Here is a 23501-nt window from a genome sequence, read left to right on the forward strand (position 1 = left end):
TGCTGCCTCGTTCCTACGTGTCCCACAAGGGCAAACGAAATCGGTCATACCCAAATGCCGCGCCCCCCAGGCTAGAACCTGGGGGGCGCGGCATTCATTCCGGGCCTTGATGGGGCCCCCGGGAGCCCGTCAGCTCTCGGGACGGTCCTCCGGGGTGGGCTCGGCCACCGGTGCGGACTCCGCCGCGGTGGACTTGGCCGTGGAGATCGCCGGGGTCGCGCCGTTCGCGCCGTTCGTCAGTGCGAGCTCCTTGGGGGAGAGCACCGGCGGGCGGGTGGACGGCGTGCGGCGGGAGGAGCCGGTCCAGGCCGGCCGCGGAGGACGCTTGTGGATGGGGGCGAAGATCTCGGCGATCTCCTCCTTGCCCAGCGTCTCCTTCTCCAGCAGCTGAAGCACGAGGTTGTCGAGGACGTCGCGGTTCTCCACCAGGATTTCCCAGGCTTCGTTGTGCGCGTTCTCGATCAGCTTCTTGACTTCCTCGTCCACCAGCGCGGCGACCTCTTCCGAGTAGTCACGCTGGTGAGCCATCTCACGGCCGAGGAACGGCTCGGTGTTGTCGCCGCCGAACTTGATCGCGCCCAGACGCTCGGTCATGCCGTACTGGGTGACCATCGCGCGGGCGGTGGCGGTGGCCTTCTCGATGTCGTTCGCCGCGCCCGTGGTCGGGTCGTGGAAGACGAGTTCCTCGGCCGCGCGGCCACCCAGCATGTAGGCCAGCTGGTCCAGCATCTCGTTGCGCGTGGTCGAGTACTTGTCCTCGTCGGGGAGGACCATCGTGTAGCCCAGGGCACGGCCTCGCGAGAGGATCGTGATCTTGTGGACCGGGTCGGAGTTCGGGGAGGCCGCCGCGACCAGGGCGTGACCGCCCTCGTGGTACGCGGTGATCTTCTTTTCCTTGTCCGACATGATCCGGGTCCGCTTCTGCGGGCCCGCGACCACGCGGTCGATCGCCTCGTCCAGCATCTGGTTGTCGATCAGCTTCCGGTCCGAGCGGGCCGTCAGCAGCGCGGCCTCGTTCAGCACGTTGGAGAGATCGGCGCCCGTGAAGCCGGGGGTGCGGCGGGCGACGGCGGACAGGTCCACGTCCGGCGCGACCGGCTTGCCCTTCTGGTGGACCTTGAGGATCTCCAGGCGCCCCTGCATGTCCGGGCGGTCGACCGCGATCTGGCGGTCGAAGCGGCCGGGGCGCAGCAACGCGGGGTCGAGGATGTCGGGCCGGTTCGTCGCGGCGATGAGGATCACGCCGCCCTTGACGTCGAAGCCGTCCATCTCGACGAGCAGCTGGTTGAGGGTCTGCTCGCGCTCGTCGTGACCGCCGCCGAGGCCGGCGCCGCGGTGGCGGCCGACCGCGTCGATCTCGTCGACGAAGACGATCGCCGGAGCGTTCGCCTTGGCCTGCTCGAAGAGGTCACGGACCCGGGAGGCACCGACACCGACGAACATCTCGACGAAGTCGGAACCGGAGATCGAGTAGAAGGGGACGCCCGCCTCGCCGGCGACGGCGCGCGCGAGCAGGGTCTTGCCGGTGCCGGGAGGCCCGTACAGGAGCACACCCTTGGGGATCTTGGCGCCGACGGCCTGGAACTTCGCCGGTTCCTGCAGGAACTCCTTGATCTCGTGGAGCTCCTCGACGGCCTCGTCCGAACCGGCGACGTCCGCGAACGTCGTCTTCGGGGTGTCCTTGGTGATGAGCTTCGCCTTGGACTTGCCGAAGTTCATGACGCGGGAGCCGCCGCCCTGCATCTGATTCATCAGGAACAGGAACACGACCACGATGAGGACGAAGGGGAGCAGGGACAGCAGGATCCCGACGAAGGCGTTCTGCTTCGTCGGAGAAACCGTGTAGCCGTCCGGGATCTGCTTGTCCTGGTACTTGGTCTGCAGCGTGTTGGCGATGGTCACGCCCTGGTCGCCGATGTAGCTCGCCTGGATCTTCGAGCTGTCCTTGACCTTTACGCCGTCCTTGAGTGTGACCTTGATGGTCTGCTCGTCACCGGTGGTGAGCTTGGCCGACTCGACCTTGTTGTCGTTGATCGCTGCCACGACCTGGCCGGTGTCCACCGTCTTGTAGCCGCCGGACGAGCCGACGACCTGCATCAACACGACCACGGCAAGGACGGCCAGCACGATCCACATGACCGGCCCACGGAAGTATCGCTTCACGTCCATCCATACGGAGCGGTGTCGCCCCGTCCCTCCTGCCATAGTGAGTTTGATAAGACAGTTCTTCTGACGGTACCCCAGCTTCGTCGCGCGAAGCCGCACAGTCCGGCTGGCAACCCGTCTGCATGCTCCAACGGCGCGAGGGCCGCCGGGGTTCCCGATCGTCCTGCGAGCTTGGTCCCCGAAGGGTTCAGCCGCCGTAGACGTGCGGCGCGAGCGTACCGACGAACGGGAGGTTGCGGTACTTCTCGGCGTAGTCGAGGCCGTAGCCGACGACGAACTCGTTGGGGATGTCGAAGCCGACCCACTCGACGTCGATGGCGACCTTGGCGGCGTCCGGCTTGCGCAGCAGCGTGCAGATCTTCAGGGACTCGGGCTCGCGGGAGCCGAGGTTGTTGATCAGCCAGGACAGGGTCAGGCCGGAGTCGATGATGTCCTCGACGATGAGGACGTGCTTGCCCTTGATGTCGGTGTCGAGGTCCTTGAGGATCCGCACGACACCGGAGGACTGGGTACCCGCGCCGTACGACGACACGGCCATCCAGTCCATGGTGACGGGGGTGGACAGCGCCCGGGCGAGGTCGGCCATGACCATCACCGCGCCCTTCAGGACGCCGACGATCAGCAGGTCCTTGCCCGCGTACTCAGCGTCGATCTTCGCGGCCAGCTCGACCAGCTTCGCGTCGATCTCTTCCTTGGTGATGAGTACCTGCTTGAGGTCGGCACCCATGTCTTTCGCGTCCACCCGCATCACTTTCGGTCGTCCCAGCGGCCGCCCGGACCCTCCGTGCGGAGGGTCGCGCATCAGCCTTGCCGAATCACCAGTCTGCCACCCTGCCGCTGGGCGACGACTTTGCCGGGGAGATTGATGGCTCCCTGGCCGCGCCAGCCGGTGATCAGCCGGTCGACCTCCTCGATGTGCCGGGCGAACAGGGAACCGGCCGGGGCGCCCGCCTCGATGGCCGCGCGGCGCAGGATGCGGCGTCGGACGGCGGGCGGCAGGGAATAGAGCTTGGCGCACTCCAGCAGGCCCGCGGCGTCCCGTACGGAGGCCTCGGCGCGGCGGGCCCAGGCGTCGAGGGCGTCGGCGTCGTCGCGGGAGAGCTGGGCCGTCCGGGCGAGGGCCTCGACGACTCCCTTGCCGAGGGCCTTCTCCAGGGCGGGCAGGCCTTCGTGGCGGAGCCGGGAGCGGGTGTAGGCCGGGTCGGCGTTGTGCGGGTCGTCCCAGACGGGGAGGGACTGGACCATGCAGGCCTTGCGGGCGGTCTGCCGGTCGAGTTCGAGGAAGGGGCGGCGGTAACGGCCGCCGGCCCCCGAGACCGCGGCCATTCCGGACAGGGAGCGGATGCCGGAGCCGCGGGCGAGGCCGAGCAGGACGGTCTCGGCCTGGTCGTCGCGGGTGTGGCCGAGGAGGACGGCGGCGGCGCCGTGGCGTTCGGCGGCGGCGTCCAGGGCGGCGTAGCGGGCGTCGCGGGCGGCGGCTTCGGGTCCGCCTTGGCGGCCGACGGCGACGGCGGTGGCCTCGACGGGGCCGAGGCCGAGTCCGCGCAGGCGCAGCACGACGTCTTCGGCGCGCAGGTCGGAGCCGGGCTGCAGGCCGTGGTCGACGGTGACGCCACCGGCGCGGATACCGAGCCGGGGGGCCTCGAAGGCGAGGGCGGAGGCGAGCGCCATGGAGTCGGCGCCGCCGGAGCACGCCACGAGGACGAGCGGCGCGGGCGGATGCTCGTGCGCCCCCGCTTCGGGGGCCTGGTGGTCGTTGAGGATGTCGTGGAGGACGCGGCGGACCGCCAGGCGTATCGCCGCGACCGCTGGATGGGGACCCATGTCCGGTTCCCTTCATGAAGTTCGGGGGGTGAGCCCGAGTCCGGTCACTCAGAGTGTGTAGATGGTGACAGAACCGGGCCGCTCCCCGAGCATCGCACGCCTGTCGAGGGCTCACGGTCCCTCGGACGGGTGATTGCAGGGGCGTTCGCCTGCCGTGCGGCCGGATTCGGTTCACTCCGGTCTTCGCGTGCTCACGAATCGGCCTTGCGGTGCACCCGGGCGACCCAGTCCGCCGGTTGGGAGATCTCGGCCTTGGTCGGGAGGGTGTTCGGGGAGGTCCACACGCGGTTGAAGCCGTCCATGCCGACCTCGTCGACGACGGCCCGCACGAAGCGCTCGCCGTCCTTGTACTGCCGGAGTTTGGCGTCCAGGCCGAGCAGTTTGCGCAGCGCGACGTCCAGCCGGGAGGCGCCCTTGGCGCGGCGCTGCTGGAACTTCTCGCGGATCTCGGAGACGGTCGGCACGACCTCGGGGCCGACCCCGTCCATCACGAAGTCGGCGTGGCCCTCCAGGAGGGACATCACGGCGGTGAGGCGGCCGAGGATCTCCCGCTGGGCCGGGGTCTGCACGAGTTCCACGAGGGAGTGGCCGCCGTCGTCCTCCTCGCCCTCGGGGCGCCCGCCGGCGAGGGACTGGGCGGCTTCCCTGACGCGCTCCAGGAAGGTCATGGGGTCGACGTCGGTCTCCCCCAGGAACGACTGGATTTCGCCCTCCAGGTGGTCGCGCAGCCAGGGCACCGCGGAGAACTGGGTGCGGTGGGTCTCCTCGTGCAGGCAGACCCAGAGGCGGAAGTCGTGGGGGTCCACGTCGAGTTCGCGTTCCACGTGGACGATGTTGGGGGCGACCAGGAGCAGACGGCCGCCGTTCTTGGCGCCGGCGGGGAGGTCGCGGGTCGAGGGGGCGAAGGTCTCGTACTGGCCGAGGACGCGGGAGGCGAGGAACGACAGCAGCATGCCCAGTTCGACGCCGGTGACCTTGCCTCCGACGGCGCCGAGGACCGCGCCTCCGGGGCTGTTGCCGCGGCGCTCCTGCATCTTGTCGAGGAGGGGTTTGAGGATCTCCCGGAACCCGGCGACGTTGGCCCGGACCCAACCGGGGCGGTCGACGACGAGGATCGGGGTGTCGTGTATGTCCTCCGTGCCCATCCGGGTGAATCCGCGGACGTGCCCCTCGGAGGCCTTGGCGTGCCGGCGCAACTCCGCGACGACGGTCCGTGCTTCGTCACGGCTGACTTCCGGGCCCGGCCGCACGAGCCGGGTCGCGGTCGCCACCGCGAGATTCCAGTCGACCATCCCAGCAGATGCCGCACCACCGATGCTCGTCATGTGTCAACCGTACGTGAGCGCTGCCGCTTCGGGCAGGCCGCGCGGGGGCGATCAGGGAGACGTCGGGGTCGGGGGCGGCGGTCACCGGGAATCCCCCGGAAGGGGAGCGGTCACCGGCAGCCGCACCCCGCCAGCGCCGTCGCCGCCCGGTCCAGTACGGTCTGGGCCGCTGCCGGATCGGTGGTGTCGGAGGTCAGCAGGGCGAAGGCGAGCAGGCGGCCGTCCTGGTCCACGACCGTGCCGGCCAGGGTGTTCACGCCGGTGAGGGTGCCGGTCTTGGCGCGTACGACGCCGGCGGCGCCGTCGGCGTAGCGGGTGCTGAGGGTGCCGGTGAAGCCGGCGACGGGCAGACCGGTGAGGACGGGGCGCAGGTCGGGCCGGTCCGGGTCGCCCGCCTTGGCCAGGAGGGCGGTGAGCAGGTCCGCGGTGAGGCGGTCCGCGCGGTTGAGACCGCTGCCGTCCTTGAAGGCGGCACCCGTCAGCGGCACGCCGAGCTTCTTCAGCTGGGTCTCGAGGGCCTTGCCGGCGCCCGCGAAGTCGGCGGGTAGGCCGGTGGCGACGGCGGTCTGGCGGGCGAGGGCCTCCGCGATGTCGTTGTCGCTGTTGGTGAGCATGCGTTCGACCAAGGTGGACAGCGGCGGCGAGGAGACGGTGGCGAGCGTCTGCGCGCGCGTGGTCGCCTTCGAGGGCCCGGGGGCCGTGGTGCTGATGCCGTCGGCCTTCAGGAATGCCGCGAACTTGCGGGTGGCGTCGGCCGCCGGGTCGGCGACGCGGGTCACCGGGCCGCTGGTCGAGTCGTCGGTGCGGCCCTCGTCGGCCGTGAGGGCGGTGACGGGGGCGAGGTTGGGGTTGACCCCGATGGGGTGAATTTCGGGGCCGGCGAACAAGGTGGTGTCGTACGAGAGGGTCACGTCGGTGACGCCCCGTTTCTTGAGCGCCTGGGCCGTCGAGGCGGCGAGGGTGCGCAGGCTCGCCCAGCCCTCGGCGTCCTTGCGGGCGGTGAGGGTGGGATCGCCGCCGCCGACGAGGACGAGCTCCCCGGTGTCGGGTTCGAGGGCGGCGCGGGTGGTGAGGAGGTGGTCGGCGCCCATCGAGGAGAGCGCGGCGACGGCGGTGGCGATCTTGGTGGTGGAGGCGGGGGTCAGCGCCTGGTCGGCTCCGGCGCCGAAGAGACGCTTGCCGGTGGCCACGTCGACGACGGCGGCGGTGTGGCGGGCGCCGAGGGCGGGGTCGGCCAGGAGCCGGTCCAGGACCGCCGCCAGGCCGGTGCCGGTCGGCAGGGCGTCCGGGGCGGACTTCACTGCCCCGGTTGCCCCGCCGAGGCCGGTGAGGACGGAGGCGGCGCTGGGGGCGGGCCGGGGCGCTCCGGCCGCCGTGTCGGACGTACGGGACGAATCGTCCTTTCGGCCGTGATCTGTGCCACCCGTCCGTTCCAGGGCGATGGCCCGGTCCCGCTCGGCCGTACGCTGACCCGTGGAGTCCCAGGGGCCGGCGGCGGTCACCACGCCGGCGGCCAGCGCCAGACCGGCGGTCGTCGCACCCGCGGTGTACTGCCAGGACCTGGCGTTCGGACCGGCCTTCGTGATCCGCGCGAGCTGCGGTCCCGCCGCCTGTGCCAGCCGTGCGACCTGCGGCTCGGCGGCCGCCGACACGCGCGCGAGAGCGGGCCGTACGATCCCTGCGACCCGTGCCAGACGCGGTCGTACGGCGTCCGCGACCCGCGCCACATGCGGTCTCGCGGCTCGCCAAGGCCTCAGCTCTGGCACGACCACCAGCCCCTTTCGCGATCACACACCTGCGTGAGGGACACTTAACCACCAGAACTATGTGCTGATCATGGAGGAGCCACCGGTGGAGTTCGACGTCACGATCGAGATCCCGAAGGGTTCGCGGAACAAGTACGAGGTGGACCACGAGACCGGTCGGATCCGCCTGGACCGTCGACTCTTCACCTCGACCGCCTACCCGACCGACTACGGCTTCGTCGAGAACACCCTCGGCGAGGACGGCGACCCGCTGGACGCGCTGGTCATCCTGGACGAGCCGACCTTTCCCGGCTGCCTGATCCGCTGCCGCGCGATCGGCATGTTCCGCATGACCGACGAGGCCGGCGGCGACGACAAGCTGCTGTGTGTCCCGGCGACCGACCCGCGCGTGGAGCACCTGCGCGACATCCACCACGTGTCGGAGTTCGACCGCCTGGAGATCCAGCACTTCTTCGAGGTCTACAAGGACCTGGAGCCCGGCAAGTCCGTCGAGGGCGCCGACTGGGTGGGCCGTACCGACGCCGAGGCCGAGATCGAGCGGTCGTACAAGCGCTTCAAGGACCAGGGCGGTCACTGACCTTCCGTAGTCCCGGGAAGGGCCGCACGCGGGCGCGTGCGGCCCTTTCGCGTGTCTGTGCGCATACTGAGGCCTACGGAAGGCGTCGTTCAGGGAGCTTGCTCAGTGACGGAGGCGGAGTACCGCAAGCCGCAGTCGGACGAGGCGAGGGGGGTCTACGACCCCGAGGTGACCTCCGAGTTCGCCCTCCCGGAGGGGCTGGCCGTGCCCAGAGTGGGCGGTGAACCGGAGACCACGTCGGAGTTCGCCGTGCCGGAGGGGCTGGACGTGGCGCCCGTCGGGGAGGCCGAGGGGTCGGCGTTCAGTCCGCCCAGTACGTACAGCGCACGCAGCGCCCCGGCGGCGTTCACGCCCGCCGAGGGCATACCCGTGGTCAGTCTGACCAAGGACGTGCCCTGGCAGGACCGGATGCGCACGATGCTGCGGATGCCGGTCGCCGAGCGGCCCGCGCCGGAGCCCGGGCCGAAGGCGGAGGAGGGCGGTCCGGCCGTCCCTCGCGTGCTCGACCTGACCCTGCGCATCGGGGAGTTGCTGCTGGCCGGCGGGGAGGGCGCGGAGGACGTGGAGGCCGCGATGTTCGCGGTGTGCCGGTCGTACGGGCTGGACCGCTGCGAGCCCAACGTCACCTTCACACTGCTGTCGATCTCGTACCAGCCGTCCCTGGTGGAGGACCCCGTCACGGCGTCCCGGACGGTACGCCGCCGGGGCACCGACTACACGCGCCTGGCGGCCGTCTTCCGCCTCGTGGACGACCTGAGCGACCCGGAGACCCACATCTCCCTGGAGGAGGCCTACCGGCGGCTCGCGGAGATCCGCCGCAACCGCCACCCCTACCCGACCTGGGTGCTGACCTCGGCGAGCGGACTGCTCGCGGGCGCGGCCTCGGTGCTCGTCGGCGGTGACGGGGTCGTGTTCGTGGCGGCCATGCTCGGGGCGATGCTCGGCGACCGGCTGGCATGGCTGTGCGCGGGGCGCGGGCTGCCGGAGTTCTACCAGTTCCTGGTCGCCGCGATGCCGTCGGCCGCGATGGGCATCGCGCTCACACTGGCCCACGTCGACGTGAAGGCGTCCGCGGTCATCACCGGTGGGCTGTTCGCGCTGCTGCCCGGGCGGGCGCTGGTGGCGGGCGTCCAGGACGGGCTGACCGGCTTCTACATCACCGCGGCGGCGCGGCTGCTGGAGGTCATGTACCTCTTCGTGGGCATCGTGGTGGGCGTGCTGGCGACGCTCTACGTCGGTGTCCAGCTCGGCGCCCATCTCAACCCCGACGCGGCCCTGGGCATCAGCGAGCGGCCGCTGTGGCAGATCGGTGCGTCGATGCTGCTGTCGCTGACGTTCGCCGTGCTGCTCCAGCAGGAACGATCCACCGTGCTGGCCGTGACGCTCAACGGGGGCGTCGCGTGGTGCGTGTACGGCGCCATGCGCTACGCCGGCGGCATCTCGCCCGTGGCCTCCACGGCCGTCGCGGCGGGGGTGGTCGGGCTCTTCGGGCAGTTGCTGTCGCGGTACCGGTTCGCGTCGGCGCTGCCGTACACGACCGCGGCGATCGGGCCCCTGTTGCCGGGGTCGGCGACGTATTTCGGGCTGTTGGCGATCGCGCAGAACGAGGTCGACGAGGGGTTGGTCTCGTTGTCCAAGGCCGCGGCGCTGGCGATGGCCATCGCCATCGGGGTGAACCTGGGTAACGAGGTGTCGCGGCTGTTCCTGCGGATCGGGTCCCCCGAGAAGCGGCGTGCCGCCAAGCGGACGCGGGGATTCTGATCGCCCCGCGCCCCTTCTGGGCACTGCGGGGGATACACCCCCTAGTACCCCTGGTTCTGGTTGTTGTACGGATACTGCTGCTGGGGGTACTGCTGCCGGCCGCCGTAGTACTCGTTGCCGTTGCCGTTGCCGTAGTAGTCGTTCTGCTGGGGCTGGCTGTCGATGCGGCGGAGCTGGGTCGTCGCGTCGTCCATGACGGGGTACTGAGGCTGGTACGGCTGCTGCTGTTCGGCCGTCGGAGGCTGCTGCTGCGGGGGGTTCTTCCTGGCCTGGGAGCGGGCCCTCAGGAACTCGATGACGATCGGGACCACCGAGACGAGGACGATCAGGATGAGGATCGCCTCGATGTTCTTGTTGACGAAGTCGATGTTGCCCAGCCAGGAGCCGAGCAGGGTCACGCCCGCGCCCCACAGGACGCCGCCGATGACGTTGAAGACCAGGAAGGAGCGGTACTTCATGCCGCTGACGCCGGCGATGATCGGCGTGAAGGTGCGCACGATGGGCACGAAGCGGGCCAGGACCAGGGACTTCGGGCCGTGCTTCTCGAAGAACTCGTGGGCCTTGGTGACGTTCTCCTGCTTGAAGAGGCGGGAGTCCGGGCGGCTGAAGAGGGACGGGCCCACCTTCTTGCCGAACATGTAACCCGCCTGGTCGCCGAGGATCGCGGCGACGCAGATCAGGGCGATCGCGGCCCACAGCGGGAAGTCCAGCTGGTTCGAGGTGATCAGCAGGCCGGCGGTGAACAGCAGGGAGTCGCCGGGCAGGAAGAACCCGATGAGCAGGCCGGACTCCGCGAAGACGATGAGCAGCAGGCCCCAGATGCCGAACGTGTCGAGCAGGTAGTCGGGGTCCAGCCAGCTCGGTCCGAGGGCAAGAGTCGTCACGGTTGCGGGCTCCTGAGGGGTGAAGGCGGTCGGTGCGGCGAAGAGACCGCCCCAAGCTATCAACGCGGCGCCACAGGACCAGGTTCCCAGGGCTCCCCCCAGGATGCACTGTGCCCCTCCTCGGTCAAAGCTGTGAACATGGGCATCGATGATTTCGGCGGCGGCCAGGGGCCCCAGCCGGACGTACTGGTCGTCACCACGAACGACGTTCCCGGATTCCGTGTGCAGGAGGTCATCGGTGAGGTCTTCGGGCTGACCGTGCGCTCACGGCACCTCGGCAGCCAGATCGGCGCGGGCCTGAAGTCGATGATCGGCGGGGAGCTCAAAGGGTTGACGAAGACCCTGGTGCAGACCCGCAACCAGGCCATGGAACGGCTCGTCGAGCAGGCACGCGCGCGTGGCGCCAACGGCGTGCTGATGTTCCGCTTCGACGTCACGGAGGCGGCGGACGTGGGCACCGAGGTCTGCGCGTACGGAACGGCGGTGGTCGTGGCCCGGGAGTGACCCCCCGGGCCGGGACTCCGGTGCCTGCCGCGGCCCTAGGGTGTGTTTCGGGTCGCGTTGGCCAGGATGGCGTCCCTGAGGTGCTCGGCGAGGCCCGGGCGCAGGGAGTCGTAGAACGCCTTGAAGCGCTCGTCGGAGACGTACATCTCCCCCAGGGCGCGGTGCATCTCGTAGGGGCACTCGAAGTACCAGGTGCCGATGTGCCGCCGGTGTTCCTCTGCCAGGTGCATGGCCGCCTCGCCGGTCGGGGGCTCCCCCGCGGCCATCAGGTCCGTGTACCGCTCGCCCCACGCTCCCACCTCGGCCTGGATGCGTTTCCAGTCGTCCTTGGTGTAGCGGGCGGCGCGACGCTGCGACTCGGCGTAGGCCTCGGTTCCGCCCCAGCGCGCCTCCGCCTCTTCGGCGTACTGCTCGGGGTCCTTGTCGCCGAAGACCTCGAACTTCTCCTCGGGGGTGAGGTTGATGCCCATCTTCCGTGCCTCCATGGCGTTTTCCACGGCCGCGGCCATCTTCTGCAGCTTCTCGATCCGGGCGGTCAGCAGGTCGTGCTGCCGGCGCAGGTGCGCGCGCGGGTCCGCGGCCGGGTCGTCGAGCAGGGCGGCGACCTCCTCGAGCGGGAAACCGAGCTCGCGGTAGAACAGGATCTGCTGCAGCCGGTCGAGGTCGGCGTCGTCGTAGCGCCGGTGGCCGGCGTCGCTGCGGCCGCCCGGGACGAGCAGTCCGATCTCGTCGTAGTGGTGCAGGGTGCGCACCGTGACCCCGGCGAATCCGGCGACCTGTCCTACGGAGTAGCTCACTTCTGCCCGCTCCCTTCTCGGTACGCGCTCCACGGTGCGTCCTCACGTCACGTGAGGTGCAAGTCCCCCCGCGGGCATCTTCGAGATGTTCGTCCCGTTCTGCCCGCCTATCGTGGGCCCGTGAGCCAGGGAACCCCCGTCCGTCGACAACCGTTGATCCGCCAGGAGGTACCAGCATGGCGTTGCACAGAGGTCCCGAGAAGCCCGACGAGCGCCCCCTCTCCCTGAACCCCTTCTACGGCGAGGCCAACCCGGTCGGCGGCATGACCGGGGCCCCGCCCAAGCACCGGCTGCCGGACACCCCGATGGCCCCCTCGTCGGCGTATCAGCTGGTGCACGACGAGCTGATGCTGGACGGCAACTCCCGGCTCAACCTGGCCACCTTCGTCACCACCTGGATGGAGCCGCAGGCCGAGATGCTGATGGCGGAGTGCCGCGACAAGAACATGATCGACAAGGACGAGTACCCCCGCACGGCCGAGCTGGAGCGGCGCTGCGTGGCGATGCTCGCCGATCTGTGGAACGCGCCGGATCCGTCGGCGGCCGTGGGGTGTTCGACGACCGGGTCCAGCGAGGCGTGCATGCTGGCCGGGATGGCGCTGAAGCGCCGCTGGAGCAGACGGCATCCGGCCCCGGGGGCGCGGCCGAATCTCGTCATGGGTGTCAATGTGCAGGTGTGCTGGGAGAAGTTCTGCAACTTCTGGGAGGTCGAGCCCCGTCTGATCCCGATGGAGGGCGACCGTTTCCATCTCGACCCGCAGGCCGCCGCCGACCTGTGTGACGAGAACACCATCGGGGTCGTCGGCATCCTCGGCTCCACCTTCGACGGCTCCTACGAGCCGATCGCGGACCTCTGCGCGGCCCTGGACGCCCTCCAGGAGCGCAGCGGCCTCGACATCCCGGTGCACGTGGACGGCGCGTCGGGGGCGATGATCGCGCCCTTCCTCGACGAGGACCTGGTGTGGGACTTCCGTCTCCCGCGCGTGGCGTCGATCAACACCTCGGGGCACAAGTACGGCCTGGTGTATCCCGGGGTCGGCTGGGCGCTGTGGCGCGACAGCGAGGCGCTGCCCGAGGAACTCGTCTTCCGGGTCAACTACCTGGGCGGCGACATGCCGACCTTCGCACTGAACTTCTCCCGCCCCGGCGCCCAGGTCGTCGCCCAGTACTACACGCTGGTGCGGCTCGGCCGCGAGGGCTACCGGGCCGTGCAGCAGACCACGCGGCACGTGGCCCGGAGCATCGCCGACCGGGTCGAGGCGCTGGGCGACTTCCGGCTGCTCACCCGGGGCGACGAACTGCCCGTCTTCGCCTTCACGACGGCGCCGGACGTGACGGCGTACGACGTCTTCGACGTCTCCCGGCGGATGCGGGAGAGCGGCTGGCTGCTGCCGGCGTACACCTTCCCGCCGAACCGGGAGGACCTGTCCGTCCTCAGGGTGGTGTGCCGCAACGGCTTCTCGGCGGACCTGGCGGACCTGTTCGTGGAGAACCTGACGCGTCTCCTCCCGGAACTGCGGCGGCAGCCGCAGCCGGTGACACGGGACAAGGAGGCCGCGACCAGCTTCCACCACTAGACCGGCCACCACCGGGCCGGCCACCACCGGCCGACCAGCGGCTTCAGCGGTCGTCGCCCGGATGGCGCACCCCCGTCGCGTCCGGGTTCACCTCGCCCTCGGCCAGGACGCCGACGAACGGCTCGCCCTCGCCCGCGGAGGTGTACACCCCGCCCTCGACGCGTCCGACGAGTCCCCGGGTCCACCCGGCCTCGGCGTCGGCCGTGTGGACCCAGAGGTTCATGATCTCGCCGATGTGGCCCAGCAGCAGCAGTCCTTGTTTCGCCGTCTGTTTCAGGGCGTGGTGGATCGAGCCCGGCTCGGCGTTGGACCACTCGTGGCGCCCCAGTACTCCAGGTCGCCGCGGACCTGGTAGCCGTGGGCCCGCCCGTGCCGGCGCACGGCACCCGGCACGAGCAGACGGATCGCCGGCATGGGCCCGGGCCAAGTCCTTCGGCGGAGCCTCAGAACGGGAAGCCGCTGCGCCCGTGCTGGACCGAGATCCACTTGGTGGTGGTGAAGGCCTCGAGGGTCGTCTCGCCGTTGAGGCGGCCGACGCCGGAGTTCTTCTCGCCGCCGAAGGGGACGATCGGCTCGTCGTGGACGGTGGCGTCGTTGACGTGGAACATGCCGGTGACGATCTGCTTGGCGAAGGCGACGCCGCGCTCGACGTCGGCGGTGTGGACGGCGCCGCTCAGCCCGTACGGCGTGTCGTTGGCGATACGGAGGGCCTCCTCCTCGCCGTCGAAGGTGTTGATGAAGGCGACCGGGCCGAAGACCTCCTGCTGGAGCAGGGCGGAGTCGAGGGGGAGGCCGGCGAGGACGGACGGCTCGACGAGGTTGTCGGTGGTCGTGCCGTGGAGGAGGGCGGTCGCGCCCTCGGCCATCGCCTGCTCGACCGCGCCGGACACGGCCTCCGCCTGCTGGGAGTTGATCACCGGGCCGATGAGGGTCCCGGGGTCGCGCGGGTCGCCGGCCTTGAGCGTCTTCACCTTGGCGACGAACTTCTCGGTGAACTCGTCGGCGATGGAACGGTCCACCAGGATCCGGTTGGCGGCCATGCAGACCTGGCCCTGGTGGATGAAGCGGCTGAAGACGGCGGCGTCGACCGCGTAGTCCACGTCGGCGTCGTCGAGGACGACGAAGGCGCTGTTGCCGCCGAGTTCGATGATGGACCGCTTGAAGTGCGAGGCGGCGACCGTGGCGACATGCCGGCCGACCTTGTCGGAGCCGGTGAAGGAGATGACCCGCGGGATCGGGTGCTCCAGGAAGGCGTCACCGATCTCGGCGATGTCGGTCACGACGACGTTCAGCAGGCCCGGGGGCAGACCGGCGTCCTCGAAGAGCTTGGCGATGATGGTGCCGCCGGCGATCGGGGTGTTCTGGTGCGGCTTGAGCACCACGGCGTTGCCGAGGGCCAGCGCGGGGGCCACGGACTTCAGCGACAGCAGGAGGGGCACGTTGAAGGGGCTGATCACACCGACCACGCCGACCGGCTCGCGGTAGACGCGGTTCTCCTTGCCGTCGATCGGCGAGGGGAGGATACGGCCTTCGGGACGCAGCGACAGATGGATCGACTCGCGCAGGAACTCCTTGGCCAGGTGGAGTTCGAAGCCGGCTTTCCCGAGGGTGCCGCCGGCCTCGGCGACGAGGACCTCGCTGATCTCGGCCTCGCGCTCCTCGACCAGCCGCAGCACCTTCTCGAACACCGAGCGGCGGGCGTAGGCGTTGGTCGCGGCCCACTCCTTCTGCGCGCGGGCGGCGGCGCGGAAGGCCTCGTCGACCTCGTCGACGGTGGCTATGGTGATCGAGGCGAGCTTCTCGCCGTCGTAGGGGTTGAAGTCGATGATGTCCCAGGACCCGGTCCCCGGACGCCACTTACCGTCGATGTACTGCTGGGCCAGGTCCGTGAAGTAGGACGACATGTGATCCCTCAATCCCCTGCTGCGATCGACGTCACGATCTGATCACACGTCATCGTACGTGTGTTGCAAGGACGTTGGGGCAGCGCCCCGTTACTTGAGGGAAAACCCTCAGGAAGCCGCCCCGGAACGGGCCGGGAACAGGCCCTACGACAACTGGAGCAGCCCCCGCAGCAGGTCCCGGCTCTCGTCGGGTCCGGGGCTCTCCTGCTGGAGCTCCTTGAGCGCCTGTTCGTACTGGGCGACGTCCTCGCGCTTGTCCAGGTAGAGGGCGCTGGTGAGCTGCTCCAGATAGACGACGTCCTGCAGGTCGGCGTCCGGGAAGCTCAGGATGGTGAAGGCGCCGGACTCGCCGGAGTGCCCGCCGAAGCTGAACGGCATGATCTGCAGCCGCACGTTGGGCCGCTCGGAGATCTCGATCAGGTGCTGCAGCTGTCCGCGCATCACCGCGCGGTCTCCGTAGGGCCGGCGCAGCGCGGCCTCGTCGAGGACGATGTGGAAGTCGGGGGCGTTCTCGGCGACGAGGTACTTCTGCCGCTCCAGGCGCAGCGCCACCCGCCGGTCGATGTCGGCCGCGCTCGCGCCCTTCATGCCCCGGGCGACGACCGCGTGGGCGTACGCCTCGGTCTGCAGCAGGCCGTGCACGAACTGCACCTCGTAGACGCGGATCAGCGAGGCGGCGCCCTCCAGGCCGACGTAGGTGGGGAACCAGTTGGGCAGGACGTCCGAGTAACTGTGCCACCAGCCCGCCACGTTGGCCTCGCGGGCGAGTCCGATCAGGGCCTGGCGCTCGGCGTCGTCCGTGATGCCGTACAGCGTCAGCAGGTCCTCCACGTCCCGGGTCTTGAAGCTCACCCGGCCGAGTTCCATCCGGCTGATCTTCGACTCCGATGCTCGGATGTGGTATCCCGCCGCTTCCCGCGTGATGCCGCGCGCCTCACGCAGTCGCCGAAGTTGCGAGCCGAGCAGCATCCGCCGCACCACCGATCCGGGCTCTCCCGCGCTCACCTTGCCAGCCTCCCCAACCTTCCACAGGCCCCGCAGTCTGCCACTAAAACACTTCGAGCAGTACTCGTCCGATTACAGAGATGGAAAGAAGCCAAAGGATACGCACGGAGCGCCCGAAGGGAAGGGTGAGGAGAAAGCAAGGGAACGGCCCCTGAACGACGAGAAGATGGCGGAAAAAATGGCCAAGAAGCGGTACGGGAAGGTCCATTTCGGTCACGTGCACGTGCATCTGCCCTTGCATCCGCCGTGCGCATCGGAAACCATGGTCTCGCGCCACCGCTGCATCGCAACGACCGCGAATCCCGGGAGTGCCTCGCATGGGGACGAATGGATCGACCATGCTCGAGCCGTTAAGGCAGGGCCTTCCGCCGCTTGATCCAGCGGCCGTGTCCAACGCCGCGTCCTGCGCCCTTCCCGCCCGCCTGGAAGCCGTGCGCGAGGCCCGGCAGTTCACGAGAAGAACCCTCGGCCAGTGGGACGTGGGCGACCGCTTCGACGACGTCTGTCTCGTCGTCTCCGAACTGGTGACCAACGCCCTGCGGCACGGACTGACCCCCGACGCGCTCCCCTGTACGCAGGTTCCGGCCGTGCGGCTGCATCTGATGCGGTGGACCGAGCGGCTGGTGTGCGCGGTGCGCGATCCCAGCCACGACAGCCCGCTGCCCCGTGAGAGCGAGGACTTCTCGGCGGAGTCGGGCCGGGGCCTGTTCCTCGTCGACTCCTTCGCCGACGGCTGGGGCTGGCACCCGCTCTCGGGCAGCCTCGGCGGCAAGGTCGTGTGGGCGCTGTTCCGGTTGCACACACCCGCCGAATGACGAACCGCGGCCCCTTGTGGTGCCGCGGTTCTACGCGCGTTGTGGCGGTATTCGCGGCGTTTTGTCCACAGGGCATCCCCGTCCCTCCGCCGGGGTTGCGCGCGCGACGGCCGGGTCAGCTCGCGATCAGATGGTCGAACTCGCCGTCCTTGATGCCCAGCAGCATGGCCTCGATCTCGGCCCGCGTGTAGACGAGCGCGGGGCCGTCGGGGAAGCGCGAGTTGCGCACCGCCACGTCTCCGCCGGGCAGCCGCGCGAACTCCACGCACGAACCCTGTGAGTTGCTGTGCCGGCTCTTCTGCCAGGCAACCCCGTACAGCTGTGTGGCCGTCATGCCGTTGTACACGTCGTGCCCCCCGTCAACGTGGTGGTCCACAGGTCGCTCCCTGGTGGTGCACTGGCTCGTGTGGCCATTGGTGCCGTGGTCAATCCGGATCATAGCCCCGTTCATGTGCAGTTGCATGAGCAGATGCACGTGCACGCCGGGTGGTTGCGCGGTTACAGCGTTGCGCCTGCTTTGTCCGCCCGGCGAAGTAGTACAGATCGAAACCACTCATGCACTAGGAACAGACGCCTGGCGTGGCCGTCATGTTCCACCGGCACGGCACCACCGGCCGTTTCCCTCCGTTCGGGACGGTCCCGGAAGGCGGACGCCCGGCGTCCTCTCCCCCCGGTGGACGTACCTCCGGACGTGGGGGTTCCGCGGGCTCCGGGCGCAGGCTGCGGAACAGGTCCTGACCAGTCGGGCCGGGCGCGCGACACACGCTCGCCCCCGTGCACGACCGAGGGGATCGTACGCGGGGGCGAAGCGGGATGGACCGCGGCGAGTGCGGGATGTCGGCCGTCGGGCCGATCAGCGGACGGGATCCCGTCCAGCCCGGGCGGACGACCGGACCGGGTTCACTCGTACGGCCGCCGAAGCCGTCGGCTCAGCGACTGCCGTACGGCAGCAGGGCCATCTCACGGGCGTTCTTGATCGCCCGGGACAGCTGACGCTGCTGCTGGGCGGAGACCCGGGTGACGCGGCGGCCGCGGATCCTGCCCCGGTCGGAGAGGAACTTCCGCAGGGTCTCGGTGTCCTTGTAGTCGACAGAGGTGATGCCCGCCTGGTCGAGCGGATTGGGACGGGACCCGACGGGCTTGCGGTCGGTCTTGCGGGGCACGGGGTCAGACCTCCAGGAGGGTGTCGAAGGCGGGCGGCAGCCGCTTCCAGGCGTCGCGGCCGGCGGCGTACTCGGCGTCGGTGAGCAGACAGGACTCCAGCAGCCGTTCGAGCCCGTCGCGGTCGAGCCCGGGAGACGTGAAGACCAGGTGCTGGCAGCGGTCTCCGTGCTCGGGGTGCCAGTCCAGTGCGGCGGCGGCCCGGCGCACCGGCGGTACCAGGTCCCAGGCCGCGTCGGGCAGCGAGGCCAGCCAGGGGCCCGCCGACTCGACGCACAGGGCGCCGCCCGCCGCGTCCCAGTGGAGCAGCGCGTCGGGCTTGTCGGCGAGCCAGAACCGGCCCCGGCTGCGGGCCGCCGCGCAGGTCAGATCCTCCAGCGCCGCGTACAGCCGCTCCGGATGGAAGGGGCGGTCGCGGTGCCACACGAGGGTGGCGACTCCGTGGGCATCGGCCTCGGCGGGGAGCAGGGCACAGGCGGGGTGCTGCGCGGCGGCCGCCGCCTCCGCGTCGAACCCGGCGAGGGCGGCGGCCGCCAGCTCCGACGGCGCGCTTGCGTCTGCACGTGCGAATGCGCCCGCCGGGTCCGCCGCGGGGTCGCCGCCCCCGACAGGGACCCGGCGGGCCGTCGGATGGAGCTGTGCGAGCAGCTCGCGGTCCTCGTCGTCGGCCTCCTCCGAGTCGAGGACGGCGAGGACGGGGGCGTACTCCAGCTGCCGTGCGAAGGTGTCGGCGACGGTCCGCCGGTCCGTGGCGGCCGCGGCGAGTCCGGCGTCGGCGAGGTCGTCGCCGTTACCGAGGTACGGCAGGAGCAGCGCCGGGTCCACGGCCGTGAGGACTCCGGTGACGGTGAGGCCGCCGGCCACCACCACCTCGGTCATGGCCTTGGGCTCGACGGAGTCCCACAGCTCGACGACCGCGAGCCGGGTGGTGCCGTCCTCGGCGAGGCGGCGCAGCTCGGGCACCAGGTCCTCGCGCAGGGCGCAGCAGGCGCAGTCGTGGACCAGGGGCGCCTCGCCGGCGGAGAGGATTCCACCGGCGTCGCGGACCGTGCGGACGACGGTGCCGGCCGCGGCCGTCGCCAGGTCGTGGTGGAGTACGACCCCGCCGGGGACGTCGGCGAGCAGGCGCGCGACGGTCGCCCGGCGGGCGTCGGCGTGCAGCCCGCCGACGATCACGACGGACAGGCTCACGCCCCGCCCCGCTTCCCGTACCGGCGCTCGAAGCGCTCGACGCGGCCGGCGGTGTCCAGGACGCGGGCGGTGCCGGTGTAGAAGGGGTGGCTGACGTTCGAGATCTCGACGTCCACGACCGGGTAGGTGTGGCCGTCCTCCCACTGGATCGTCTTCTCGCTCGCCGTGGCGGACAGCGTGGAGCGGGTGAGGAAGGTGTGGTTCGCGGCACGGTCGCGGAAGACGACCGGGCCGTAGGCCGGGTGGATTCCCTCGCGCATGATCAGCGCTCCTCTCGGAAGTCGACGTGGCGGCCGGCGACCGGGTCGTACTTCCGGAGGGTCATACGGTCCGGGTCGTTGCGGCGGTTCTTGCGGGTGACGTACGTGAAGCCGGTCCCGGCCGTGGAGCGGAGTTTGACGACCGGGCGGAGTTCGTTGCGTGCCATGCTGGTATCTTACTGAAAATGAATTCCATTAGCGATAGCTGACAGAGAGAGGTACGTCACCCATGTCCGCGCACTGCATGCTGACCGGGGCCCGGCCCGGATTCGGCAACCGCATCTCCCACTCCCACCGGCGGACCCCCCGCCGCTTCGACCCGAACATCCAGTCCAAGCGCTACTGGCTGCCGAGCGAGGGCCGGTACGTACGGCTGCGGCTGAGCGCGAAGGGGATCAGGACCGTGGACGCGATCGGCGTCGAGGCGGCCGTGGCCCGCGTCCGGGCGAGGGGGGCGCGGGTCTGATGGCGAAGAAGAGCAAGATCGCGAAGAACGAGCAGCGACGGGAGGTCGTCGCCCGGTACGCCGGGCGACGGGCCGAGCTGAAGGAGATCATCCGGCGCCCCTCGTCGACGGAGGCGGAACGGCTCGCCGCCCAGTGTGAGCTGCGCGGGCAGCCGAGGGACGCGAGCGCCACGCGCGTGCGCAACCGCGACCAGGTGGACGGGCGGCCGCGCGGTTGCTTCCGGGCGTTCGGGCTGTCCCGGGTGAACCTGCGCGAGCTGGCGCACGCGGGGTGTCTGCCAGGGGTGCGGAAGTCGTCCTGGTAGCTCACAGGCCCGTGCTCGGAGGTCACAGGCCGCACCCAGGGTTCTGCTGAGGCGTGCTGGTAGCTTGCTGCGCGGTCCTTCCCCTCTGGCTATCGGGAGCATGCAGTGACTTCGGCGATCCACTCGCGCGGCGCGTCCCGTCGGCCGGTGCGGGCCGTGGCCGTGACCGCGGCGCTGACGGGCGCGCTCGCGCTGACCGGGTGCGGCGGCAGCGGCGGCTCCGACGACGGCTCCGGGGCCGTTCCGTCCGCGTCCGCCGGGACGCCGAGCTCGGTCTCCGGAGGCACGGGCGGGGCCACGACCTCGGCGTCCAGCGGGCTGGAGGGCAGCTGGCTGGCCACGGCGGACGGCAAGGCCGTCGCGCTGGTCATCACCGGGAAGCAGGCCGCCCTCTTCGCCACGGGCGGGACCGTGTGCAGCGGGACCGCCGGCGAGGAGGCGGGCATGGAGATGATCCACCTCAAGTGCGTGACCGGCTCGAAGGACCGCACGACCGGCATGGTCGACTCCCTCGAGGGCGACTCCATGAACGTCACCTGGACGGGCGCGGCCGGCAAGGAGACCTACACCAGGGCGGAGGGCGGCCGGCTGCCGTCGGGGCTGCCGACGGCGGGGCTGGGGTCGTGACGCGGGGGCACCGGCACGGGTGGGGGCGCGCGACGATGCGCCACGCGCGTGCGTGATGATCCTTCGAGCACCGTCACGAACCTCAGGGGACCACTCATGCGCGCCGTTCCGATCACCGTCACCGCCCTCGCCGCGGCCCTTCTCCTCACCGCCTGCTCCGGCGGCGACGACAGCGGCTCCGGCGGTGACGAGAGCAAGGCCGCCGGTTCCGCCTGCGCCCTGGGCGACCTGGGCCAGGAGATCGGCCCGGTCGACGCCGCCCCCACCGCGGGGGACACCGGCAATGTCACCGTCACGCTGACCAACAAGGGCGCCGAGTGCACCCTGGACGGCTTCCCCGCCGTCGACCTGTACGCCGGCAGCACCTCCTCGACCCTGCGCCGGACCGCAGGCGTGCAGGCGCAGAAGCTGACCGTCCCGGAGCAGGGCACGGTCAGCTTCACGATCACCTACGTCCGGGGCGAGAGCGGTGAGAAGAGCTTCGCCGCCAAGACGGTGAAGTACGTCCTGCCGGGGTCCTCGAAGACCGAGAGCTTCGCGTGGTCGTACGGCGATGTCGCGCTGAAGAGCGAGGCCGAGCCGGACGCGACGGTGAGCGCCTTCCAGCAGGCGGGCGACTGAGGCATGTCACGGGAGCCGGGGCCGGGACCGCATCTGCGCGCGGTCGGCGGCCTCGGCGCCCTCGGTCCAGCCCGCCTCGTCGGTGATCCCGCGCAGCCGGGTGGTGACCGTCTCCGGGAACATCCGGTCGGTGGCCGCCGAGACCGCGACCTCGCGGGTGGCGAGGACGGGGAGCAGGTCGTCGGCCACCTGGGTCCCGGCGGCGGCCGCGACCTCGCCGAGACGGCTGCCGATGCGGTGGGCGTAGGCGGCGAGGAAGGACTGCCGGAAGGTCTTGGTCCGCTTGCGCCCGCCGGCGCGCTGGGCGGCCTCCGCCTTCGCCATGGCCGACTGCGCCTGCACCAGGAGCGAGGTGTAGAGCAGTTCCACCGCCTCCAGGTCGGCCTCGAAGCCGACGACGGTGGAGAAGCCGAAGGGTTCGTTCCACACGGCCTTGCAGTGGTTGGCGTCGGCGACCGCGTCCAGCAGTACCGCCTTGGCCTGCTCGTACGGCGGCTCCACGCCGATCCGGCAGGCGCCGGGCGCGTCCGGGTCCGGGGCCTGCGCGTCGAGCAGGGCCTCGTCGACGCTGTGCCGGGCCATCAGCTCCTGCGCCTTCCCGGTGAGCGCCTCCGCCTCCTCCGGATACCCGGTCGCCTCCGCCTTGGCGAGCAGCGCGCGGATACGGGTGAGCATGCGGGAGTCGGAGCGAGGGCCCGGCCGATGCTTGTGCGGCTCCTGGAGGGGCTCCAGGGCCGGCAGGCGCAGCAGCAGCCGGTAGAGCTCCAGGACCGTGGTGGCGTGCGAGAAGCGGTCGGTGCGCGGCGGGGTCCCGGTGGGCAGGTCGGCCAGCTGGGCCGCCCAGCGGGGGCCGCGCGGCTTGTCGTCGGGCGCCTGCGTCCGGATCAGGGCGGCCAGCACGCGCGCGTGCGCGTCGTCCAGATCGCGCCGCACGACCCGTACGACATCGGCGGGCTGCCAGCCGCGCCGCCAGGCCGCCGCGACGAACTCCGCACCCCGGCGCGCGAGTTCGGCGTCCGCAGAGGGGTCGGTGGCGAGGAGGGAGGCGCCCGCGTCGAGGGCGGTGTCGGCGGTGTCGTAGAGGGCGGCCTGGAAGGCGGTGTCAACGGTGCTGCTCACCGGTCGATCGTGTCACGCGCGCGTGCGGACGGACGACGGAGACTGACAACCCGAGGTTGACACCCCTTGACTGTCAACCTACGGTTGACACATGACGAACTCCCACATCACGTCATCCGTACGGCTCGACGAACTCATCGCGGCCATCAAGAAGGTTCATCCCGAGCCCCTCGACCAGCTCCAGGACGCGGTGATCGCCGCCGATCACCTCGGCGAGGTGGCCGACCATCTGATCGGGCACTTCGTGGACCAGGCCCGCCGCTCCGGCGCCTCCTGGACGGACATCGGCAAGAGCATGGGGGTCACGCGGCAGGCCGCGCAGAAGCGGTTCGTGCCGAAGGAGTCGGCCGACCTCGACCCGAGCCAGGGCTTCAGCCGCTACACCCCGCGCGCCCGCAACGTCGTGATGGCCGCCCACAACGAGGCCATCGCCGCCCGCAACACCGAGGGCCGCCCCGAGCACCTCGTCCTCGGCCTGCTGGCGGAACCCGAGGGCCTGGCCGCCAAGGCGATCACCGCGCAGGACGTCCTCCTGGACGCCGTGCGCCAGGCCGCCACCGCCGCACTCCCGGCCGCCGCCGACGAGGTCCCGGAACTCGTCCCGTACGGCTCGGACGCCAAGAAGGTTCTGGAGCTCACCTTCCGCGAGGCGCTCCGCCTCGGCCACAACTACATCGGCACCGAGCACATCCTGCTCGCCCTCCTGGAGTTCGAGAACGGCGAGGGTGTGCTGTCGGGTCTCGGCATCACCAAGCCGGCGGTCGAGGAGAACATCACCGCGGCCCTCGACAGGATCAAGGTGCAGTTCGAGGAGCAGGGCTGAGGCCGCGGACGGCCCCACTGTCA

The 23501-nt window shown here is 70.6% G+C and carries 25 protein-coding genes and 1 pseudogene; 10 read left to right on the plus strand and 16 right to left on the minus strand.

The features are described 5' to 3' along the window. Positions 1–129: 129 nt before the first annotated feature. From ftsH to dacB, 5 genes are all read right to left on the minus strand, one after another. A complete protein-coding gene (gene ftsH / locus ACIBVL_RS10385) occupies positions 130–2169 on the minus strand; it encodes an ATP-dependent zinc metalloprotease FtsH (RefSeq protein ID WP_399095105.1) in 2040 nt (679 codons plus the stop codon). Positions 2170–2353: 184 nt separating this feature from the next. Next, on the minus strand, positions 2354–2914 hold the full coding sequence (hpt, locus tag ACIBVL_RS10390; RefSeq protein ID WP_399095108.1) for a hypoxanthine phosphoribosyltransferase: 561 nt from the start codon (positions 2912–2914) through the stop codon (positions 2354–2356). A 53-nt stretch (positions 2915–2967) separates the two neighbouring features. Next, positions 2968–3990, minus strand: coding sequence for a tRNA lysidine(34) synthetase TilS (gene tilS / locus ACIBVL_RS10395; RefSeq protein ID WP_399095112.1), 1023 nt, complete (start codon positions 3988–3990; stop codon positions 2968–2970). Between the two features lie 191 nt (positions 3991–4181). After that, positions 4182–5315: a zinc-dependent metalloprotease gene (locus ACIBVL_RS10400; protein ID WP_399095115.1), complete on the minus strand. Its 1134-nt coding sequence runs from the start codon at positions 5313–5315 to the stop codon at positions 4182–4184. Between the two features lie 110 nt (positions 5316–5425). After that, positions 5426–7087 (minus strand): D-alanyl-D-alanine carboxypeptidase/D-alanyl-D-alanine-endopeptidase, encoded by a 1662-nt coding sequence (gene dacB, locus ACIBVL_RS10405; RefSeq protein WP_399095118.1) that lies wholly within the window; start codon positions 7085–7087, stop codon positions 5426–5428. Between the two features lie 79 nt (positions 7088–7166). On the opposite strand from dacB, the gene ACIBVL_RS10410 reads away from it, so the two are divergent. Together ACIBVL_RS10410 and ACIBVL_RS10415 are read left to right on the plus strand one after the other, a co-directional pair. After that, on the plus strand, positions 7167–7658 hold the full coding sequence (locus tag ACIBVL_RS10410; RefSeq protein WP_055637912.1) for an inorganic diphosphatase: 492 nt from the start codon (positions 7167–7169) through the stop codon (positions 7656–7658). Between the two features lie 105 nt (positions 7659–7763). After that, positions 7764–9419 (plus strand): threonine/serine exporter ThrE family protein, encoded by a 1656-nt coding sequence (locus ACIBVL_RS10415; RefSeq protein WP_399095121.1) that lies wholly within the window; start codon positions 7764–7766, stop codon positions 9417–9419. A gap of 41 nt (positions 9420–9460) precedes the next feature. On the opposite strand, the gene ACIBVL_RS10420 is transcribed toward ACIBVL_RS10415, so the two are convergent. After that, positions 9461–10303, minus strand: coding sequence for a DedA family protein (locus ACIBVL_RS10420; RefSeq protein ID WP_399095124.1), 843 nt, complete (start codon positions 10301–10303; stop codon positions 9461–9463). Positions 10304–10441: 138 nt separating this feature from the next. Between ACIBVL_RS10420 and ACIBVL_RS10425 the strand changes: the two genes are divergently transcribed. Then, positions 10442–10807: a YbjQ family protein gene (locus ACIBVL_RS10425; protein ID WP_399095127.1), complete on the plus strand. Its 366-nt coding sequence runs from the start codon at positions 10442–10444 to the stop codon at positions 10805–10807. A gap of 35 nt (positions 10808–10842) precedes the next feature. Here the strand turns inward: ACIBVL_RS10425 and ACIBVL_RS10430 are convergent, their stop codons facing one another. Next, positions 10843–11604 (minus strand): MerR family transcriptional regulator, encoded by a 762-nt coding sequence (locus tag ACIBVL_RS10430; RefSeq protein WP_399095130.1) that lies wholly within the window; start codon positions 11602–11604, stop codon positions 10843–10845. Positions 11605–11780: 176 nt separating this feature from the next. Between ACIBVL_RS10430 and ACIBVL_RS10435 the strand changes: the two genes are divergently transcribed. Next, on the plus strand, positions 11781–13181 hold the full coding sequence (locus ACIBVL_RS10435) for a glutamate decarboxylase (RefSeq protein ID WP_399095133.1): 1401 nt from the start codon (positions 11781–11783) through the stop codon (positions 13179–13181). A 43-nt stretch (positions 13182–13224) separates the two neighbouring features. On the opposite strand, the pseudogene ACIBVL_RS10440 reads toward ACIBVL_RS10435, so the two are convergent. The 3 genes and pseudogenes from ACIBVL_RS10440 to ACIBVL_RS10450 all read right to left on the minus strand — a co-directional run bounded on the left by ACIBVL_RS10440 (position 13225) and on the right by ACIBVL_RS10450 (position 16054). Then, positions 13225–13595, minus strand: a pseudogene (locus ACIBVL_RS10440) (hypothetical protein). A 29-nt stretch (positions 13596–13624) separates the two neighbouring features. Continuing rightward, positions 13625–15085, minus strand: coding sequence for an aldehyde dehydrogenase family protein (locus ACIBVL_RS10445; protein WP_399095136.1), 1461 nt, complete (start codon positions 15083–15085; stop codon positions 13625–13627). 144 nt (positions 15086–15229) lie between these two features. Then, a complete protein-coding gene (locus ACIBVL_RS10450; RefSeq protein WP_399097168.1) occupies positions 15230–16054 on the minus strand; it encodes a helix-turn-helix domain-containing protein in 825 nt (274 codons plus the stop codon). A gap of 353 nt (positions 16055–16407) precedes the next feature. Here ACIBVL_RS10450 and ACIBVL_RS10455 point away from each other — a divergent pair, with 353 nt between their 5' ends. Continuing rightward, positions 16408–16905: an ATP-binding protein gene (locus tag ACIBVL_RS10455; RefSeq protein WP_399095139.1), complete on the plus strand. Its 498-nt coding sequence runs from the start codon at positions 16408–16410 to the stop codon at positions 16903–16905. A 115-nt stretch (positions 16906–17020) separates the two neighbouring features. Here the strand turns inward: ACIBVL_RS10455 and ACIBVL_RS10460 are convergent, their stop codons facing one another. The 5 genes from ACIBVL_RS10460 to rpmG all read right to left on the minus strand — a co-directional run bounded on the left by ACIBVL_RS10460 (position 17021) and on the right by rpmG (position 19684). Next, positions 17021–17239: a DUF397 domain-containing protein gene (locus tag ACIBVL_RS10460; protein ID WP_052183895.1), complete on the minus strand. Its 219-nt coding sequence runs from the start codon at positions 17237–17239 to the stop codon at positions 17021–17023. A 595-nt stretch (positions 17240–17834) separates the two neighbouring features. Continuing rightward, complete coding sequence (gene rpsR, locus ACIBVL_RS10465) at positions 17835–18068, minus strand: 30S ribosomal protein S18 (protein ID WP_399095142.1); 234 nt, start codon at positions 18066–18068, stop codon at positions 17835–17837. 4 nt (positions 18069–18072) lie between these two features. Beyond that, positions 18073–19257, minus strand: a complete 1185-nt coding sequence (locus ACIBVL_RS10470; RefSeq protein WP_399095145.1) for a CobW family GTP-binding protein — start codon at positions 19255–19257, stop codon at positions 18073–18075. Next, the gene (locus ACIBVL_RS10475) at positions 19254–19517 is read right to left on the minus strand and encodes a type B 50S ribosomal protein L31 (protein WP_399095148.1); all 264 of its coding nucleotides are present in this window, start codon (positions 19515–19517) and stop codon (positions 19254–19256) included. The genes ACIBVL_RS10470 and ACIBVL_RS10475 overlap by 4 nt, the downstream gene beginning before the upstream one ends. Positions 19518–19519: 2 nt before the next feature. Next, positions 19520–19684 (minus strand): 50S ribosomal protein L33, encoded by a 165-nt coding sequence (gene rpmG / locus ACIBVL_RS10480; protein WP_037717627.1) that lies wholly within the window; start codon positions 19682–19684, stop codon positions 19520–19522. A 62-nt stretch (positions 19685–19746) separates the two neighbouring features. On the opposite strand from rpmG, the gene rpmB reads away from it, so the two are divergent. From rpmB to ACIBVL_RS10500, 4 genes are all read left to right on the plus strand, one after another. Beyond that, the gene (gene rpmB, locus ACIBVL_RS10485; protein WP_399095153.1) at positions 19747–19983 is read left to right on the plus strand and encodes a 50S ribosomal protein L28; all 237 of its coding nucleotides are present in this window, start codon (positions 19747–19749) and stop codon (positions 19981–19983) included. Beyond that, positions 19983–20288, plus strand: coding sequence for a 30S ribosomal protein S14 (rpsN, locus tag ACIBVL_RS10490; protein WP_399095156.1), 306 nt, complete (start codon positions 19983–19985; stop codon positions 20286–20288). The genes rpmB and rpsN overlap by 1 nt, the downstream gene beginning before the upstream one ends. Positions 20289–20393: 105 nt before the next feature. Then, entirely contained in the window at positions 20394–20915 is a 522-nt protein-coding gene (locus ACIBVL_RS10495; protein WP_399095159.1) for a hypothetical protein, read from the plus strand. Between the two features lie 96 nt (positions 20916–21011). Next, positions 21012–21536, plus strand: coding sequence for a DUF4232 domain-containing protein (locus tag ACIBVL_RS10500; protein ID WP_399095162.1), 525 nt, complete (start codon positions 21012–21014; stop codon positions 21534–21536). A gap of 6 nt (positions 21537–21542) precedes the next feature. On the opposite strand, the gene ACIBVL_RS10505 is transcribed toward ACIBVL_RS10500, so the two are convergent. Next, complete coding sequence (locus ACIBVL_RS10505; protein ID WP_399095165.1) at positions 21543–22655, minus strand: DUF2786 domain-containing protein; 1113 nt, start codon at positions 22653–22655, stop codon at positions 21543–21545. A 91-nt stretch (positions 22656–22746) separates the two neighbouring features. Here ACIBVL_RS10505 and ACIBVL_RS10510 point away from each other — a divergent pair, with 91 nt between their 5' ends. Beyond that, positions 22747–23478, plus strand: a complete 732-nt coding sequence (locus ACIBVL_RS10510) for a Clp protease N-terminal domain-containing protein (protein WP_399095168.1) — start codon at positions 22747–22749, stop codon at positions 23476–23478. The last annotated feature ends 23 nt before the right edge of the window (positions 23479–23501 follow it).

The organism is Streptomyces sp. NPDC049687, from assembly GCF_044465285.1.
Classification (GTDB): domain Bacteria; phylum Actinomycetota; class Actinomycetes; order Streptomycetales; family Streptomycetaceae; genus Streptomyces.